This is a genomic window from Kitasatospora sp. NPDC023176, from assembly GCF_055560495.1.
On the sequence record NZ_JBVHIP010000008.1, the window covers coordinates 94,531 to 108,174 of the forward strand.

The 13,644-nt window shown below is 74.6% G+C and carries 9 protein-coding genes; 2 read left to right on the top strand and 7 right to left on the bottom strand.

From position 1 onward, the window contains the following. Positions 1 to 7: 7 nt before the first annotated feature. The 7 genes from ACZ3YL_RS14535 to ACZ3YL_RS14565 form a co-directional block, all read right to left on the bottom strand. Positions 8 to 1,390 carry a serine hydrolase domain-containing protein gene (locus ACZ3YL_RS14535; protein WP_465657593.1) on the bottom strand — a complete coding sequence of 461 codons (1,383 nt, stop codon included), beginning with the start codon at positions 1,388 to 1,390 and terminating at the stop codon, positions 8 to 10. A gap of 172 nt (positions 1,391 to 1,562) precedes the next feature. Further along, a complete protein-coding gene (locus tag ACZ3YL_RS14540) occupies positions 1,563 to 2,918 on the bottom strand; it encodes a M1 family metallopeptidase (RefSeq protein WP_188307172.1) in 1,356 nt (451 codons plus the stop codon). A 58-nt stretch (positions 2,919 to 2,976) separates the two neighbouring features. Then, complete coding sequence (locus ACZ3YL_RS14545; RefSeq protein WP_465657442.1) at positions 2,977 to 6,864, bottom strand: Pls/PosA family non-ribosomal peptide synthetase; 3,888 nt, start codon at positions 6,862 to 6,864, stop codon at positions 2,977 to 2,979. Positions 6,865 to 7,231: 367 nt separating this feature from the next. Beyond that, on the bottom strand, positions 7,232 to 8,098 hold the full coding sequence (locus ACZ3YL_RS14550; RefSeq protein ID WP_188307147.1) for an NmrA family NAD(P)-binding protein: 867 nt from the start codon (positions 8,096 to 8,098) through the stop codon (positions 7,232 to 7,234). Continuing rightward, on the bottom strand, positions 8,095 to 8,586 hold the full coding sequence (locus ACZ3YL_RS14555; RefSeq protein WP_188307146.1) for a hypothetical protein: 492 nt from the start codon (positions 8,584 to 8,586) through the stop codon (positions 8,095 to 8,097). The genes ACZ3YL_RS14550 and ACZ3YL_RS14555 overlap by 4 nt, the downstream gene beginning before the upstream one ends. Positions 8,587 to 8,709: 123 nt before the next feature. Further along, positions 8,710 to 9,231: a MarR family winged helix-turn-helix transcriptional regulator gene (locus ACZ3YL_RS14560; protein WP_188307145.1), complete on the bottom strand. Its 522-nt coding sequence runs from the start codon at positions 9,229 to 9,231 to the stop codon at positions 8,710 to 8,712. Positions 9,232 to 9,303: 72 nt separating this feature from the next. Next, positions 9,304 to 10,479 (bottom strand): FAD-dependent monooxygenase, encoded by a 1,176-nt coding sequence (locus tag ACZ3YL_RS14565; protein WP_188307144.1) that lies wholly within the window; start codon positions 10,477 to 10,479, stop codon positions 9,304 to 9,306. 321 nt (positions 10,480 to 10,800) lie between these two features. On the opposite strand from ACZ3YL_RS14565, the gene ACZ3YL_RS14570 reads away from it, so the two are divergent. Continuing rightward, positions 10,801 to 11,451 (top strand): TetR/AcrR family transcriptional regulator, encoded by a 651-nt coding sequence (locus tag ACZ3YL_RS14570; RefSeq protein ID WP_465657450.1) that lies wholly within the window; start codon positions 10,801 to 10,803, stop codon positions 11,449 to 11,451. Between the two features lie 277 nt (positions 11,452 to 11,728). Continuing rightward, positions 11,729 to 13,351, top strand: coding sequence for an alpha/beta hydrolase (locus ACZ3YL_RS14575; protein WP_465657453.1), 1,623 nt, complete (start codon positions 11,729 to 11,731; stop codon positions 13,349 to 13,351). The last annotated feature ends 293 nt before the right edge of the window (positions 13,352 to 13,644 follow it).

The window sequence follows — 13,644 nt, forward strand, 5'->3', positions numbered from 1 at the left end:
GGTGGGCTCAGAACGCCCGCCACCCCTGGGGGTCGACGCCGCCGGGGATGGCGGCGGCCGGTCGACCGTACGGCTCGCGGGTGTAGACGAAGGAGCCGACGTCCAGGTGGCTGACGGTGCCGTCGGCGTGCCGGACCACCCGAAGGGTCTCGCCCGCGTGGTAGTTGTCCAGGCCGCGCCAGGTGCCGTCCGGCTCGGGCCGGAAGCGGGAGCCCCGGTGGACGCCGGCCTGCGGGGTCAACTCCAGGACGCCGTCGGCGCGCAGCCGCAGGACGTTGGGCGCGGCGCCCCAGTACCAGGGGCCGGTGAGCGCCAGCAACTCCTGGTCGACCTCGGACAGCGGGCGCCAGGGGGCGGGCAGTCGGGGCTCGTGGGCGGCCGTGATGCCGATCAACTGGGCGGCCAGCAGGGAGGTGTCGGTGCCGCTGGTGGCGTTGGAGAGGGCGAACGCGGCCAGGCCGTCCTCGGCACTGACCCACAGTCCGGCCGTGAAGCCGGGCATCGAGCCGGTGTGGCCGTACAGCAACCGGCCCTCGTGGCGGCGCAGTTGGAGGCCGAGGCCGGAGCCGGAGGTCCAGTCGGCGTCGTTCGGTCCGACGGCCGGGCGGCGCATCTCGGCGAGGGTGTCGGCCGTGAGCACCCGGTCGTCGCCGGCGGCGAGGAAGGCCGCCCAGCGGGCCAGGTCGGCGCCGGTGGACCAGAGTTGGCCGGCCGGGGCCATCAGGCCGGTGTCGGTGAGGGGTTCGGGCAGCATGACGTCGGCCCACGGGTGGACGGCGAAGCCCCCGGCGTGCGGGTGTTCGGGCAGCAGGGTGGTGCGGTCCAGGCCGAGCGGGGCCAGGACCTCGCGGCGCAGCACCTCCCCCCAGGGCTCGCCGCGCAGCTTCTCGACCAGCGCGCCGAGCAGCGCGTAGCCGGGGTTGGAGTAGTGGTGGCGTTGCCCGGCCGGGTGCTTGAGCGGGTTCTGCCGGTCCAGCAGGTCGCCGAGTCCGGGCCGTAGCGCACCGTCGGTCCGCTCCCACCAGGGCTCGGGCGTCTCGGCGGCGATCCCGCCGGAGTGGGCGAGCAACTGGGCGACGGTGACGCCGTCGGCCGGGGTGCCGGGCAGGTGGCGGCCCAGCGGGTCGGTCAGGTCGAGCAAGCCCTCGTCGCGCAGCCGCAGCACCAGCACCCCGACGAAGGTCTTGGTGAGCGAGCCGATCCGGTACTGGACGTCGGCGTCCGGCGCGTGCCCGTCGACCATGCTGCGGGCGCCGGTCCACACCAGCCGGCCGTCCCGCACCACCCCGGCGACCAGGGAGGGGGTGCGGCCCTCGGCCTGGGCGACGGCGACGCGGTGCAGCAGGGCGCGGCGGGTGGTGGGCAGCAACTGGTCGGACTGGTCGGTCATCTGATCGTCTGAGCTCTTCGACATGGACGGACAGTAGCTCAGCCGGGTCCCGGACCAGGCGGATAAACCTGCCGGAACAGACCTGCCGGAACAGACCTGCCACGAGGGCCCGCCGGCCGAAGCCGCTGTGACCCCCGCAGCCTCCCCGTCAGTCCGTCAGTCCGTCAGCCGGTCAGCCCGTCAGCGGCGGCAGCTCCGGCCGCTCCAGCCACGCCTCGAACAGCGGGCCGAGCGGAGCCGTGGTGTACCGGGAGGCGTGGGTGAGGAGGTCGCCGGTGGACACCACGCCGTGCCGGTTGGCGCCGGCCCAGTCCCGCAGCATCGCGAAGAACGGGTCCTCGCCGAGCGCCTGCCGCAGCGCGTGCACCACCAGGCCGCCGCGCTGGTAGAGCCGGTCGTCGAACATCAGCCGGCGGCCCGGGTCGCCGATCGTGAGGTCCTGCGGCAGCCCGGCCAGCAGCCGGTGCGCCGCGGCGGCGTGCACGGCCGCGCCCGGGCCGCCGGCGTGCTCGGACCAGAGCCACTCCGCGTACTTGGCGAAGCCCTCGTTGAGCCAGATGTGCCGCCAGTCGGCGATCGAGACGCTGTTGCCGAACCACTGGTGGGCCAGCTCGTGCGCGATCAGCCGCTCGCGCTCCCAGCCGCCGCCGAGGTGGTTGGTGCCGAAGGTGGCCACGCCCTGCGCCTCCACCGGGACGTCCAGTTCCTCGTCGGCGACCACGACGGCGTACTCGCCGAAGGGGTACGGCCCGAAGACCTCGGCGAAGTGGGCCATCATCTCGGGCTGCCGGGCGAAGTCCCGGGTGAAGTCCTCGGCCAGCCGCTGCGGCACGTACCCGGTCTGCGGCACGTGCCCGGTCTGCGGCAGCACACCGCCCTGGGGTGCCCGGGCGGTGAGCGGCACCGGCCGGTAGTGCCCGATGGAGACCGTCACCAGGTACGGCGAGGTCGGCGCGCTCTGCTCGTACACCCAGGTGGTGCTGGACGCCCGGGTGGTCCGGGTGAGCAGCCGGCCGCCGGAGAGCACCGTGAACGGGGACGGCGTGGTGACCGCCACCTGGTAGGTCGCCTTGTCCGCGGGCCGGTCGTTGCACGGGAACCAGGACGGCGCGCCGACCGGCTGGCTGGCCACCAGCGCGCCCTCGGTCAGCTCCTCCCAGCCCAGGCCGCCCCACGGGCTGCGCACCGGCCGGGGGTTGCCGGTGTAGTGCACCTCGACGGTGAAGGCCGCGCCCGGCGGGAGGGCCTTCGCCGGGCGGATCCGCAGCTTGCCGCCGCGGTGGGTGTAGCGGGCGGCCTTGCCGTCGACCAGCACCCGCCCGATCCGGAACTCGGCCAGGTCGAGCGCGAACTCGGCCAGGGCCGCGTCCGCGACCGCGCTCAGCCGGGCCGAGGCGGCCAGCCGGTTGGGCCCGGGCCGGTAGTCCAGGGCGAGTTCGTAGCGGTGCACCCGGTAGCGGTGGTCGCCGCTGTTCGGGAAGTACGGGTCCGGGCCGGGGGCTGCGGGCTGGGCGTGCTTGGGCTTCACGGGGGCGGGCGCTTCCTGCGGGCCGGGACGGGTGGCCGTACCGGACGGGGCGGGGTGGTCACGACGTGGGCTGCCACGCCTCGATGGGATTGCCCAGCCACCGGGTGTCGGCGGGGACGGACTCGGCGCGCATCACCAGCGAGGCCGGGCCCAGCGTGCTGCGCGCGCCCACCGTGCTGCCGGGCAGCACGATCCCGCCCGGGCCCAGGGTGGCACCCTCGCGGAGGACCACAGTATCCATCCGCATGATCCGGTCGTGGAAGAGGTGGGTCTGCACCACGCAGCCCCGGTTCACGCTGACTCCGTCACCGAGGGTGACCAGGTCCGCCTCGGGCAGCCAGTAGCTCTCGCACCACACGCCGTGCCCGACCTTGGCACCAAGCGCCCGCAGCCACAGGTTGAGCACCGGGGTGCCCGGCACCGCGCCGACCAGCCACGGCACCGCCAGCACCTCGACGAAGGTGTCGGCGAGTTCGTTGCGCCACACGAAGCCGCTCCACAGCGGGTGCTCCACCGCCCGGAACCGGCCGACCAGCAGCCACTTCGCGGCCACCGCGACCAGGCAGGCCAGGCCGCCCGCCGCCAGCAGGACCAGACCGGAGAGCAGCGCCGCCAGCAGCGGGGCGCCGTCCGCCAGCCGGCACAGCGCCGCCACCGTCAGCAGGCCCAGTGCCCCCGAGGCCAGTACGGGCAGCAGCCGGGCCAGCTCGACCAGTCCGCGCGCCCACCGCAGCCGGGCCGGCGGCTCGTACGTCAGGCTCTGGTCCGCCTGGTCCGCCGCGCGCGGCAGCCGCATCGGCGGCATGCCCAGGTACGAGGTGCCCTTCTTCGCCTTCTTCGGCGTCGCCGAGAGCACACCGACCAGGCCCCGCTTGGGCACCGAACGGCCCGGCGCGGTCATCCCCGAGTTGCCGAGGAAGGCCCGCTCGCCGATCTTCGCCTCGCCCAGGCGCATCCAGCCGCCGCCGAGCTCGTACGGCGCGATCAGGGTGTCGTCGGCCAGGAACGCGCCGTCACCGACGGTGGTCAGGCTGGGCAGTGCCAGCACCGTGGACACCTCGGCGCCCCGGCCGACCCGCATCCCCAGCGCCCGCAGCCACAGCGGGGTGACCAGCCCGGCGTACAGCGGGAACAGCACCTCGCGGGCCCGGTCCATCAGCTGGCTGACCGTCCACGCCTGCCAGCTGACCCGGCCGTGCAGCGGGTGCACCCCGGGCACCAGCCCGAGGCTGAGCAGCCGGACCAGCACCACCAGCTGCGCCGCGTACAGCGCGCCGTACGCCAGGGTCGCGGGCAGCAGGCCGAGCAGCGCGCCGCCCAGGGCCGGGCCGAGGTCCGCGCCCTGGTCGACGAAGCGGGAGAGCACGGCGAGGGCGGCCGCGGCGGGCAGCACCGGGAGCAGGCCGAGCAGGGCGTCACCGGCGCCGTACACCGCGGCCCAGAGGGGCCGGCGGACCGGGACCGCCTTGGGCCAGGACCACTCGGCCCGGCCCAGCTTGACGGCGGGAGCGCCGCCCCAGCGCTGACCGGTCGGCACCTGGCCGGTGACGCTGGAGCCGGGCAGCACCTGGGCGTTCTTGCCGACCCGGGCGCCGGGCAGCAGCGTCGAGCGGGTGCCGACCACCGCGCCGGCGCCGACCTTGACCTGGCCGACCTCCAGCCGGTCGCCGTCCAGCCAGTAGCCGGACAGGTCGACCTCGGCCTCGACAGCGCAGCCCCGGCCCAGCTTGAGCAGCCCGGTGACCGGCGGCAGCGAGTGGAGGTCCACCTCCGGTGCGACCTTGGCGCCCAGCGCCCGGGCGTAGGGGACCAGCCAGGCGCCGGACAGCCCGGTCGCGCCGCTCAGCTCGGTGAGCCGCTCGGCCGCCCACAGCCGCAGGTGCATGGAGCCGCCGCGCGGGTAGCTGCCGGGGCGCAGGCCGCGCAGCAGCAGCCGGGCGCCACCGGCCCCGATCGCGAGCCGGCCCGGCGCGCTGAACAGCACGAGCGCGCCCGCGCCGACCGCCCACCAGGAGGCGGTGGGCGCCCACGGGTAGTGGCCGAGGTGGGAGAGCAGGTTCCCGGCGGCCAGCAGGGCGACCGTCCAGCGCAGGCCGACCACGGTGAACAGCGGGATCAGCAGCAGCAGCTGGAGCAGCTGGGCCCGGGTCGGCACCGGGGTGACGGTACGGGCCTCGCCGCCCTGGCCGGCGGTGCGCTCCAGGTGGCGGGCGAGCTTGCGCAGCGTCGGGTGCTGGTAGATGTCCAGCACGGCGGCGCTCGGGTAGCGGGTGCGCAGCAGGGTGGTCAGCCGGGCGGCGGCCAGGCTGCCGCCGCCGATCGCGAAGAAGTCGTCGCGCGCGCCGCCGACCTGCACGCCGAGGATCTCGGCCCACTGCTCGGCCAGCCACGCCTCGGTGCCGTACAGCTGCTCGCTCGGCCCGGCGGCCTCCAGCTCGGGCAGCGGCCAGGGCAGGGCGCCCCGGTCGACCTTGCCGGAGGTGCGGGTGGGCAGGGTGTCGACCGGGGCGAGCAGCGGCACCAGGGCGGCGGGCAGCTCGGCGCGCAGCCGTTCGACGGCCTGTTCGCGGTCGAAGCCGTCCTGGACGACCAGGTAGCCGACCAGCAGCTGGTTGCCGCCGCGCGCGGTCCGTACGGCCGCGGCCGCGCCGGCCACGGCGGGCAGGGCCTGGAGGGCGGCGTCCACCTCGCCGAGTTCGATCCGGCGCCCGCCGAGCTTGATCTGCTCGTCGGTGCGGCCGAGGAACAGCAGGCCGGCCGGGTCGGCCTGGACCAGGTCGCCGCTTCGGTAGGCGCGCTCCCAGCCCAGCGAGGGCAGCGGGGCGTACTTCTCGGCGTCCTTCTCCGGATCGAGGTAGCGGGCCAGGCCGACCCCGCCGATCACCAGCTGGCCGGTGCCGCCGGGGGCGACCGGCTGCCCGGCCTCGTCCACCACGGCGAGGTCCCAGCCGTCCAGCGGCAGGCCGATCCGGACCGGGCCCTCGCCGGTGAGCAGGGCGGCGCAGGCGACCACGGTGGCCTCGGTCGGGCCGTAGGTGTTCCACAGCTCGCGGCCCTCGGTGACCAGGCGCTGCACCAGCTCGGGCGGGCAGGCCTCGCCGCCGAAGATCAGCAGCCGGACCTCGTTGAGCGCCTCGGCCGGCCACAGCGCGGCCAGGGTCGGGACGGTGGAGACCACGGTGATCTCCTGCTCGGCCAGCCAGGGGCCGAGGTCGGCGCCGCTGCGCACCTGGGAACGGGGGACGGGCACCAGGCAGGCGCCGTGCCGCCAGGCCAGCCACATCTCCTCGCAGGAGGCGTCGAAGGCGACCGACAGCCCGGCCATCACCCGGTCCCCGGGGCCGATCGGCTCCTCCTGGAGGAAGAGCGCGGCCTCGGCGTCGACGAAGGCGGCGGCGTTGCGGTGGGTGACGGCGACGCCCTTGGGCTTGCCGGTCGAGCCGGAGGTGAAGATGATCCAGGCGTCGTCGGCCGGGCCGGGGCGGCGCTCCGGGGCGGGCGCCCGCTCGGCGGTGGTGCTCAGGGCGCGCCCGGCGCCGAGCACGGCGGCCACGGCGGCCTCGCCGAAGACCAGCTGGGCGCGCTCGTCCGGGTCCTCGGCGTCCACCGGGACGTAGGCGGCGCCGGCGGCGAGCACGGCGAGGATCGAGACGTACAGGTCGTTGGTGCCGGACGGCACCCGGACGCCGACCCGGTCGCCGGGGCCGATCCCGGCCGCGGTCAGCCGGCGGCGCACCTGCTCGACCTCGACGGCCAGGGCGCGGTAGCTGAGCACGGTGCGCCCGTCGTCCAGGGCCGGCTCGTCGGGGTGGGCGCGCACGGTGGCGTCCAGCACGTCGACCAGGGTGCGCGGGGCGGCGGCGGGGCGGCCGGGGAACAGGGCGAACGTCGGCTCGGCCGACGACGGCTCGGTGTCCTGCTCCGCGTGGATCGGTTCAGTGGTCATGTCGGCCGTGCGCTCCTCGTCCTCGCCCCGCTCCTACCGACGCCCGGCCCCTGGGGCGGTGGGAGCACCGCCTGACCGGGCGCCCCCACTCCGGGGCCGGAGCGGACAACCCGATCGATGGTAGCCCCGGGATCGGAGCCCGGCAGGAGCGGGAACTCGGCCCAACTGGGGCCGCAGTGGCCGAATCTGACGCCGCATCAGGTGACAACTGATGTTGCGTATCCCCGATGTGACGGACCGTCAGTCGAGTTGACGGATCGTCAGAGGGAGTTCCGGACAGTGATCCATGCCACAGCGGACGCTGCCCCCTTCGGGTGGCGGGCTCGGCGTTTCGGCCTCGCGCCGGCCCGCCACGCCGACGGGCCGCTCAGCGGAAGCGGTGCAGCTGTTCGCCGAGGAAGGCTTCCAGGGTACGTGGGGGGCGCCCGGTCAGCCGGGTGAAGGTGTCGTCCGGCACCTCCTTGCGGACCACCGCGAGCTGCTGGATCTCCACCACGTGGGTGGCCAGCCAGTGCGGCATCCCGGCCCGGTGGACCAGGTGGGCGTGCAGCTCGGCCGGCGGCAGGTCGACGTAGCGCACCGGACGGCCGAGCAGCTCGGTCAGCAGCGCGGTGAGCTCCGGGTGGCTGTACGCCCGCCCGCCGGTGAGCGGGTAGCCGCCGCCGGCCAGCTCCGGGCGGGTGAGGATGTCCGCCGCGGCGTCGCCGATGTCCCGGACGTCCACGTAGTTGCACCGGGCCTGCCCCAGCGCGCCGTGCACCAGGCCGGGGCCGGCGATGCCCGGCGCCTGGAGCAGCAGCTTCTGCATGAAGGCGTAGGGGCGCAGCACGGTGGTGGTGACGCCCAGGGCGCGCAGGCGCTCCTCGATCAGGTGGTGGCCGCGCGAGACGGCGACCGGGGAGTCCGGCTCGGCGGCGGGCGCGGACACCTTGACGATGTGCTCCACGCCGCAGGCGACGGCCGCCTCGATCGCGTTCAGCTCGTGCCGCACCTGGTGCGGGCCGTTGGCCATGGTGAGGAACAGCTGGTGGGAGCCCCGGAACGCCCGGTGCAGGGACTCCGGGTCGGCGGCGTCGGCCGCGAGGGTCGTCGTGCGCGCGAGGGTGTGGTCGTCCAGTACGGCGGACAACCGGGCGGGGTTGCGGCTGAGGGCGCGGGTCGGTGCGCCGAGGGCGGCGAGGCTGCGCAGGGTGGCGCTGCCGGTGGCGCCACCGGCGCCCATGATGACGATCATGACGTCTGCCTTTCGGGTCGGGTCGTGGCCGGGAGTCGGTGCTGCGGTTCAATGGCCGGCCTGCTGCCGCGCCAGCGCCAGGTGGTGATGGTGGCGGCGATCGCCGAGGAGAGCGGCAGGTCGACCGGCAGCCGGCCCGGCCACGGGCTGTCGGCCAGCGCCGGGAGCTGGGGGAGCCAGTGCGCGGCGGCCAGGCCGACGGCGAGGCCGAGTGCGGCGGCGAACACTCCGCAGGCGGCGGCCGCGAGGCCCTTGGGCGTCCGGGGCGGCCTGGAGCGGGGCGGGCGGCGGCGGAGTAGGGCGCCGAGCGCGGCGGCAACCACGGCGGAGGTGCCGCCGATGGTGGTGAGCGCGGCGACGATCAGCTGCGGCTGCCGGGTGACGACCCCGCCGAGGGCGGCGCTGACGGCGGGCATCGCGTAGGCGGTCAGGGCCTCCCGCCACAGGACGAAGGGCGGGGGCGGTGCGCCGGGGGCCTTCTTGCTCATGGGCTGCTCCTCGATGGATCTGGTGAGGTACCTAAGCATTAGTGCTTAGGTGGCTAACTATTGGGGTGGAAAGCACGGCGGACCGCTCGGCGGCCCGCCGTCGGGCTCGGTACTTCGGGGGGTCTAGTCTGCGGTGAGGGCGTCGAGGCCCGCGACCACCCGGGCCAGCAGGTCCAGGAAGGTCGCGCGTTCCTCGACGGAGAGCCCGCGCACCAGCGACTGCATCCGGGCGAAGTGCTCGGGAGCGAGTTCGCGCAGCTTGTCGGCGCCGCGCGCGGTGAGGATCACCACGTTGCCCCGGCCGTCCTCGGTGGACGGCCGGCGGGCCACCAGGCCCTCCCGCTCCAGGCCGTCGACCAGGCCGGTCACCGTCGCCCGGGAGACCCCGAGGGTGGTCGCGAGCCGGGAGGGCGACTTCTCGCCGCCGTGGTCCTCCAGGTCGGCCAGCAGGCGGTAGCGGCCGGTGGAGAGGCCGAAGCGGCCGAAGTGCACCTCCCCGGCCTGGCCGAGCCGGGCGCCCGCCGTCATCAACCGGGCTGCGACCAGGATCGCCTGCGGGTCGGCCGTGAGGCCGTAGCGGGCGATCTGGCGGCGGGCCTGATCGAGGCTGGGGGCGGCTGGATCGGCCTCGGGGCGCTGCGTCATGGATGTAATATGGCGCCTTATCAGATGGCCGGTCAAGTCGGGCCGTCGGATCCTGCCGCAGCGGCGGACACCTCAGGCGGCGCGGGGGCTGATCCGGGGCGGCGTCCAGTCGGCGTGCTTCAGGACGGTCCGCATCATCGCGCCCGGCGGGGTGAGCCGGATCGCCGCGTTGCGCAGGGCGACCGCGAGCGGGTTGGCGAGCTGCTGCCCCAGCCGCCCGGCCCGGTGGGCGTCGCGGGCCACCGTCTGACTGCGCGGCCGGCGGACGGCGTCGTACCGGGCGAGCGCACCCTCCACCGTCGGGCTCCCGGCGACCGCCGCCGCGAGGGTCACCGCGTCCTCCAGGGCCTGGCAGGCGCCCTGGCCCAGGTGGGGCGTCATGGCGTGCGCCGCGTCGCCGAGCAGGGCGATCCGGCCCGAGACGTACGAGGGCAGCGGGGCGGCCAGCTCGTTGACGTCATGGTGCAGCACCGCCGCCGGGTCGGTCGCCGCGAGCAGTGCCGGGATCGGGTCGTGCCAGCGCGCGAAGCGGCGGCGGACCTCGGCCAGTGGATCCCGGTAGCGCACCCCGGCCGGGGCGTTGAGCACCGCGTGCCACTCGGCCCGGCCGTCCGGGAAGGCGATGTGGCCGAACTCGGCGCCGTGGCCCCAGGTCAGCTCGAAATCGGAGGTCAGTCCCTCGACCGGGCGCCCGGTGATCGCTCGCAGCACCGTCGAACCGCTGTACGCCGGGCCGGGGTGGGCGGGGAGGAGGCGGCGCCGGATCCGGCTGTGGATGCCGTCGGCCGCCACCACCAGATCGGCCTCCAGGGTGGTGTCGCCGTGGCGCACCCGGACCCTGGCGGGGTCGGTGGTGTCGAGGTCGGTCACCTCCGCGCCGATCACCAGGGACTCGGCGGGCAGCGCCTCCCGCAGGATGCGGTGCAGGTCGGCCCGGGGGATTCCGACGATCGGCGCCCCCAGTTCGCGCTCCAGCGCCTCGCCGTCCATCAGCGCCAGCCGACGGCCGTCCGGGGTGCGGGTCCCGCCGCTGTACTGCCGCCGCGAGGCCGCCTCGATCGGCTCGGCCACCCCGAGCGTCGCGAGCGCCCGCATCCCGTTGGCGGCCAGCGAGATCCCGGCCCCGGCGTCGTCCAGCACGGCCGCCCGCTCGACCACCGTCACCTCCCACCCCGCCAACCGGAGCCCGATCGCGGCCGCCAACCCACCGATGCCGCCCCCGACCACCACCGCGCTGTTGCTGCCCATACCCGGTCCTTCCGCTGTCGCCGTGCTGCCTTCTACATCTGTAGAAGGAGCGTACTACGGGCCTGCCGGCCCGGACGGGCGGGGCCGCAGCTCGGTGGAACGGGGGAGCACGCCGAGGCCGGAGGCGCGGCCGGACCCGCCGGACCGTGGACGCGGCGACCGGGTTCCCGGCCCGGTCGGGCTTCGCCCCGCCGGCGTTCCGGGCGGTCGGGGTCGCGGCCCGGCGACAGGGAGGATGCGGCGAGGCCGGAGGGCGGGTGCGGGGGCGGCGGGCGGGGCGGTCTTTGGGTGGGTGGGGGCGCAGGCCGGTAGAAAGGGGGGATGCGGCGAGACCAGGAGCAGGGTGGCACGGGTGGGGCGGGCAAGCCGGATCGGCGGACGGTGCTCGCGGATGCGGCGATCGGCGTGCTGGCGGATGCCGGGGTGCGGGGGCTGACGCATCGGGCGGTGGACGCGGCGGCCGGTCTGCCGGTCGGCACCACCTCGGCGTACCTGCGGACCAGGCAGGCGCTGTTGACCGCGCTGGTGCGTCGGCTGGTGGAGCTGGACCAGGCGGAGCTGCAGGGAATCGGGGAGCGGGTGGAGATTCGCTCGGCGGATGAACTGGTGTGGGGCATCCAGGAGTTGATGCATCATCGGCTGACCGGCGAGGGCCGCCGGCGCTCGCTGGCACGGTATGCCTGCGCGGTGGAGAGCGTGCGGGATCCCGAGTTGCGGGAGATCCTCGTGCCGCGCGAGAACGCGGGCCGGGCCGTCGTCCGGGCGTTCCTCGCCGACCGGGGGGTCGCCGATCCGGACGGGCGGACCGCCACCTTGCTGGCCTGCGTCGACGGACTCGTCTTCGACCGTCTGGTGGGCGGGGGTGAGACCGGGGCCGATGAGCTCCAGGGTCTGGTGGCGGCGGCCCTGCGCGGCGCGACGCGCGGTCGGACCGCCTCGGCGCCCCTGGAGAGCCCCGACTCGGCGGCGTAGCCGGCGCCGTCGACCCTGCCTGCCGACCCGGGCTTGCCGACCCGGCCTGTCGACCCGGCCTGTCGACCGGGGCTTGCCGACCGGGCCTTCGACCAGGTCCGGCGGTCGGCATAGTTGAGCCCATCTCAGGTCAATCAACCGTCAAGTCTGTTCATTCACAGAATGTTCCGGTCGAGAATGACGGAACTCAGGAAGAGAATTCCGTCGCCATGAGGTCTTCACACGGAGATCTCCGACTGACAGGCTGGGGCCGCCCTTTCAGTACGGAGGAGGTTCCTTGTCCCGCATATCCACGTTGGCCGGAGCGGTCACCTGCGCGCTCGCCCTTGTCACCGGAACCGCCGTGGCCGCGTCGGCCGCGCCGTTCGACCAGGCCCCGGGTGCGGCGGCCGCCGAGGCGAAGGTCGACCCCGTCGACTGGAAGCCCTGCAATCCGGATCCGAGCAAGCCGGACCCGGGCATCTACGACTGCGCCGTCTACCCCGTGCCGCTCGACTACGACAACCCGTCGGGTGAGAAGGTCGGCATCGCCATGATGCGGCGGCGGGCGAGCGACCCGTCGAAGCGGATCGGCTCGCTGTTCCTCAACCCGGGCGGCCCCGGCGGCAGCGGCTACCTGTGGGCGACCACCACCCGTTTCGGTGCCGAGGTGCAGTCCAAGTTCGACCTGGTCGGCTTCGACCCCCGTGGGGTGGCCCGGAGCAACCCGCTGAAGTGCTTCAAGACCCAGGAGGACGCCGACGCGGTCAACAACCGCATGGTGGGCGTGCCGGTCACCAAGGCGGAGATCGCCGACACCCTGGACGCCGACCAGGACTACACGGACGCCTGCAGCAAGAACGCGGGCCCGCTGATCGAGCACATGTCGACCATCAACGTGGTGCGCGACCTGGACCGGATGCGCCGCGCCGTCGGTGACTCCCAGCTCACCTTCGCCGGGTTCTCCTACGGCACCCTGATCGGTTCGACGTACGCCGCGATGTACCCGAACAAGGTGCGTGCGGTGATCGTCGACGGCAACGTCGACCCCGACCTGCGGCTGCACAACGGCCTGGAGTACGACCGCCAGCGGGCGGGCGGCTTCGAGCTGGCCCTGGACGAGTTCCTGAAGCGCTGCCAGACCGCCGGCGCCCCGCGCTGCGCCTTCGGCGACGGCGACACCCGCGCCAAGTTCGACGAGCTCCGCGACCACCTGCGGACCAGCCCGATCACCCTGTCGAACGGCTCCCAGGTGACGCTGAGCAGCTTCACCAGCGAGGTGGCGAGCGCCCTGTACTCGCAGGCCAAGCTGGCTCCGCTGGCGAAGTCGCTGCAGGCCACCTACCAGGTGATGCGGAAGCCGGCTGCGGCCGCCCAGCTGGCGCCCAAGGCGAACGTCTCCGACGACGAGGCCAAGCAGCTCACGGTGAACGTCCCGCGCGCGCTGCGCGAGGCCCCGGCCGACTCCGAGTACACCGCCGACGACTCGTACATGGGCGTCAACTGCCAGGACAAGCCGTACCCGTCGAACGACCGGGTGTTCCCCAACGCCGCCAAGGCGTGGGAGAAGGAGTCGCCGACCTTCGGCCGCTACCAGGCCTTCGACGCCCCGGCGTGCGCGAGCTGGCCGGCGCCGGCCCGGGACGCCGAGCGGTTCAGCGGCCCCTGGAACAAGAAGACCTCCAACACCGTGATGGTGATCGGCAACCTCTACGACCCGGCCACCCAGTACAAGTTCGCCCAGCGGATGCAGCAGGAGCTGGGCAACGCGGTGCTGGTCAGTGTCGACTCCATCGAGCACTGCGCCGTCGGCCGCAGCGCGGCGCTGAACTCGCTGGTGACCCGCTACCTGGTGGACGGCACCGCGCCGAAGCCGGGCCAGCTGCTCAAGCCGGACGCCGAGATCTTCCCGGCGGTCTGAGGGGTCTCCTCCGGAACGACCGGCCGTTGAGGCCGGGACCGTGGTGGCCGACGGATTCCGTCGGCCACCACGGTCGTGTTGTCCCGGAGAACTGCCGGGAGTGCGCGGGGAATTCCGGTGGAAGATCGTCGTCGAACGTCTTCCGCACTCCCGGTGAGGGAAATCGCCGGAGCCGTCCTGGGTCGTCGGTGGAAGACCGCTCCAGGCCCCGGGGCGGACAGGCGGCTTTCCCGTCGCGAGGCAGCGGAGATGGCGTCCTGTCAGTCACCGCGATTCGCCGGTGAATTCACCCG

What these genes read in the sequence shown, in the direction of transcription:
- ACZ3YL_RS14545 (WP_465657442.1), bottom strand. Translation starts at nt 6,864, where the DNA reads ATGACCACTGAACCGATCCACGCGGAGCAGGACACCGAGCCGTCGTCG.
- ACZ3YL_RS14550 (WP_188307147.1), bottom strand. Translation starts at nt 8,098, where the DNA reads ATGATCGTCATCATGGGCGCCGGTGGCGCCACCGGCAGCGCCACCCTG.
- ACZ3YL_RS14560 (WP_188307145.1), bottom strand. Translation starts at nt 9,231, where the DNA reads ATGACGCAGCGCCCCGAGGCCGATCCAGCCGCCCCCAGCCTCGATCAG.
- ACZ3YL_RS14535 (WP_465657593.1), bottom strand. Translation starts at nt 1,390, where the DNA reads ATGACCGACCAGTCCGACCAGTTGCTGCCCACCACCCGCCGCGCCCTG.
- ACZ3YL_RS14555 (WP_188307146.1), bottom strand. Translation starts at nt 8,586, where the DNA reads ATGAGCAAGAAGGCCCCCGGCGCACCGCCCCCGCCCTTCGTCCTGTGG.
- ACZ3YL_RS14570 (WP_465657450.1), top strand. Translation starts at nt 10,801, where the DNA reads ATGCGGCGAGACCAGGAGCAGGGTGGCACGGGTGGGGCGGGCAAGCCG.
- ACZ3YL_RS14565 (WP_188307144.1), bottom strand. Translation starts at nt 10,479, where the DNA reads ATGGGCAGCAACAGCGCGGTGGTGGTCGGGGGCGGCATCGGTGGGTTG.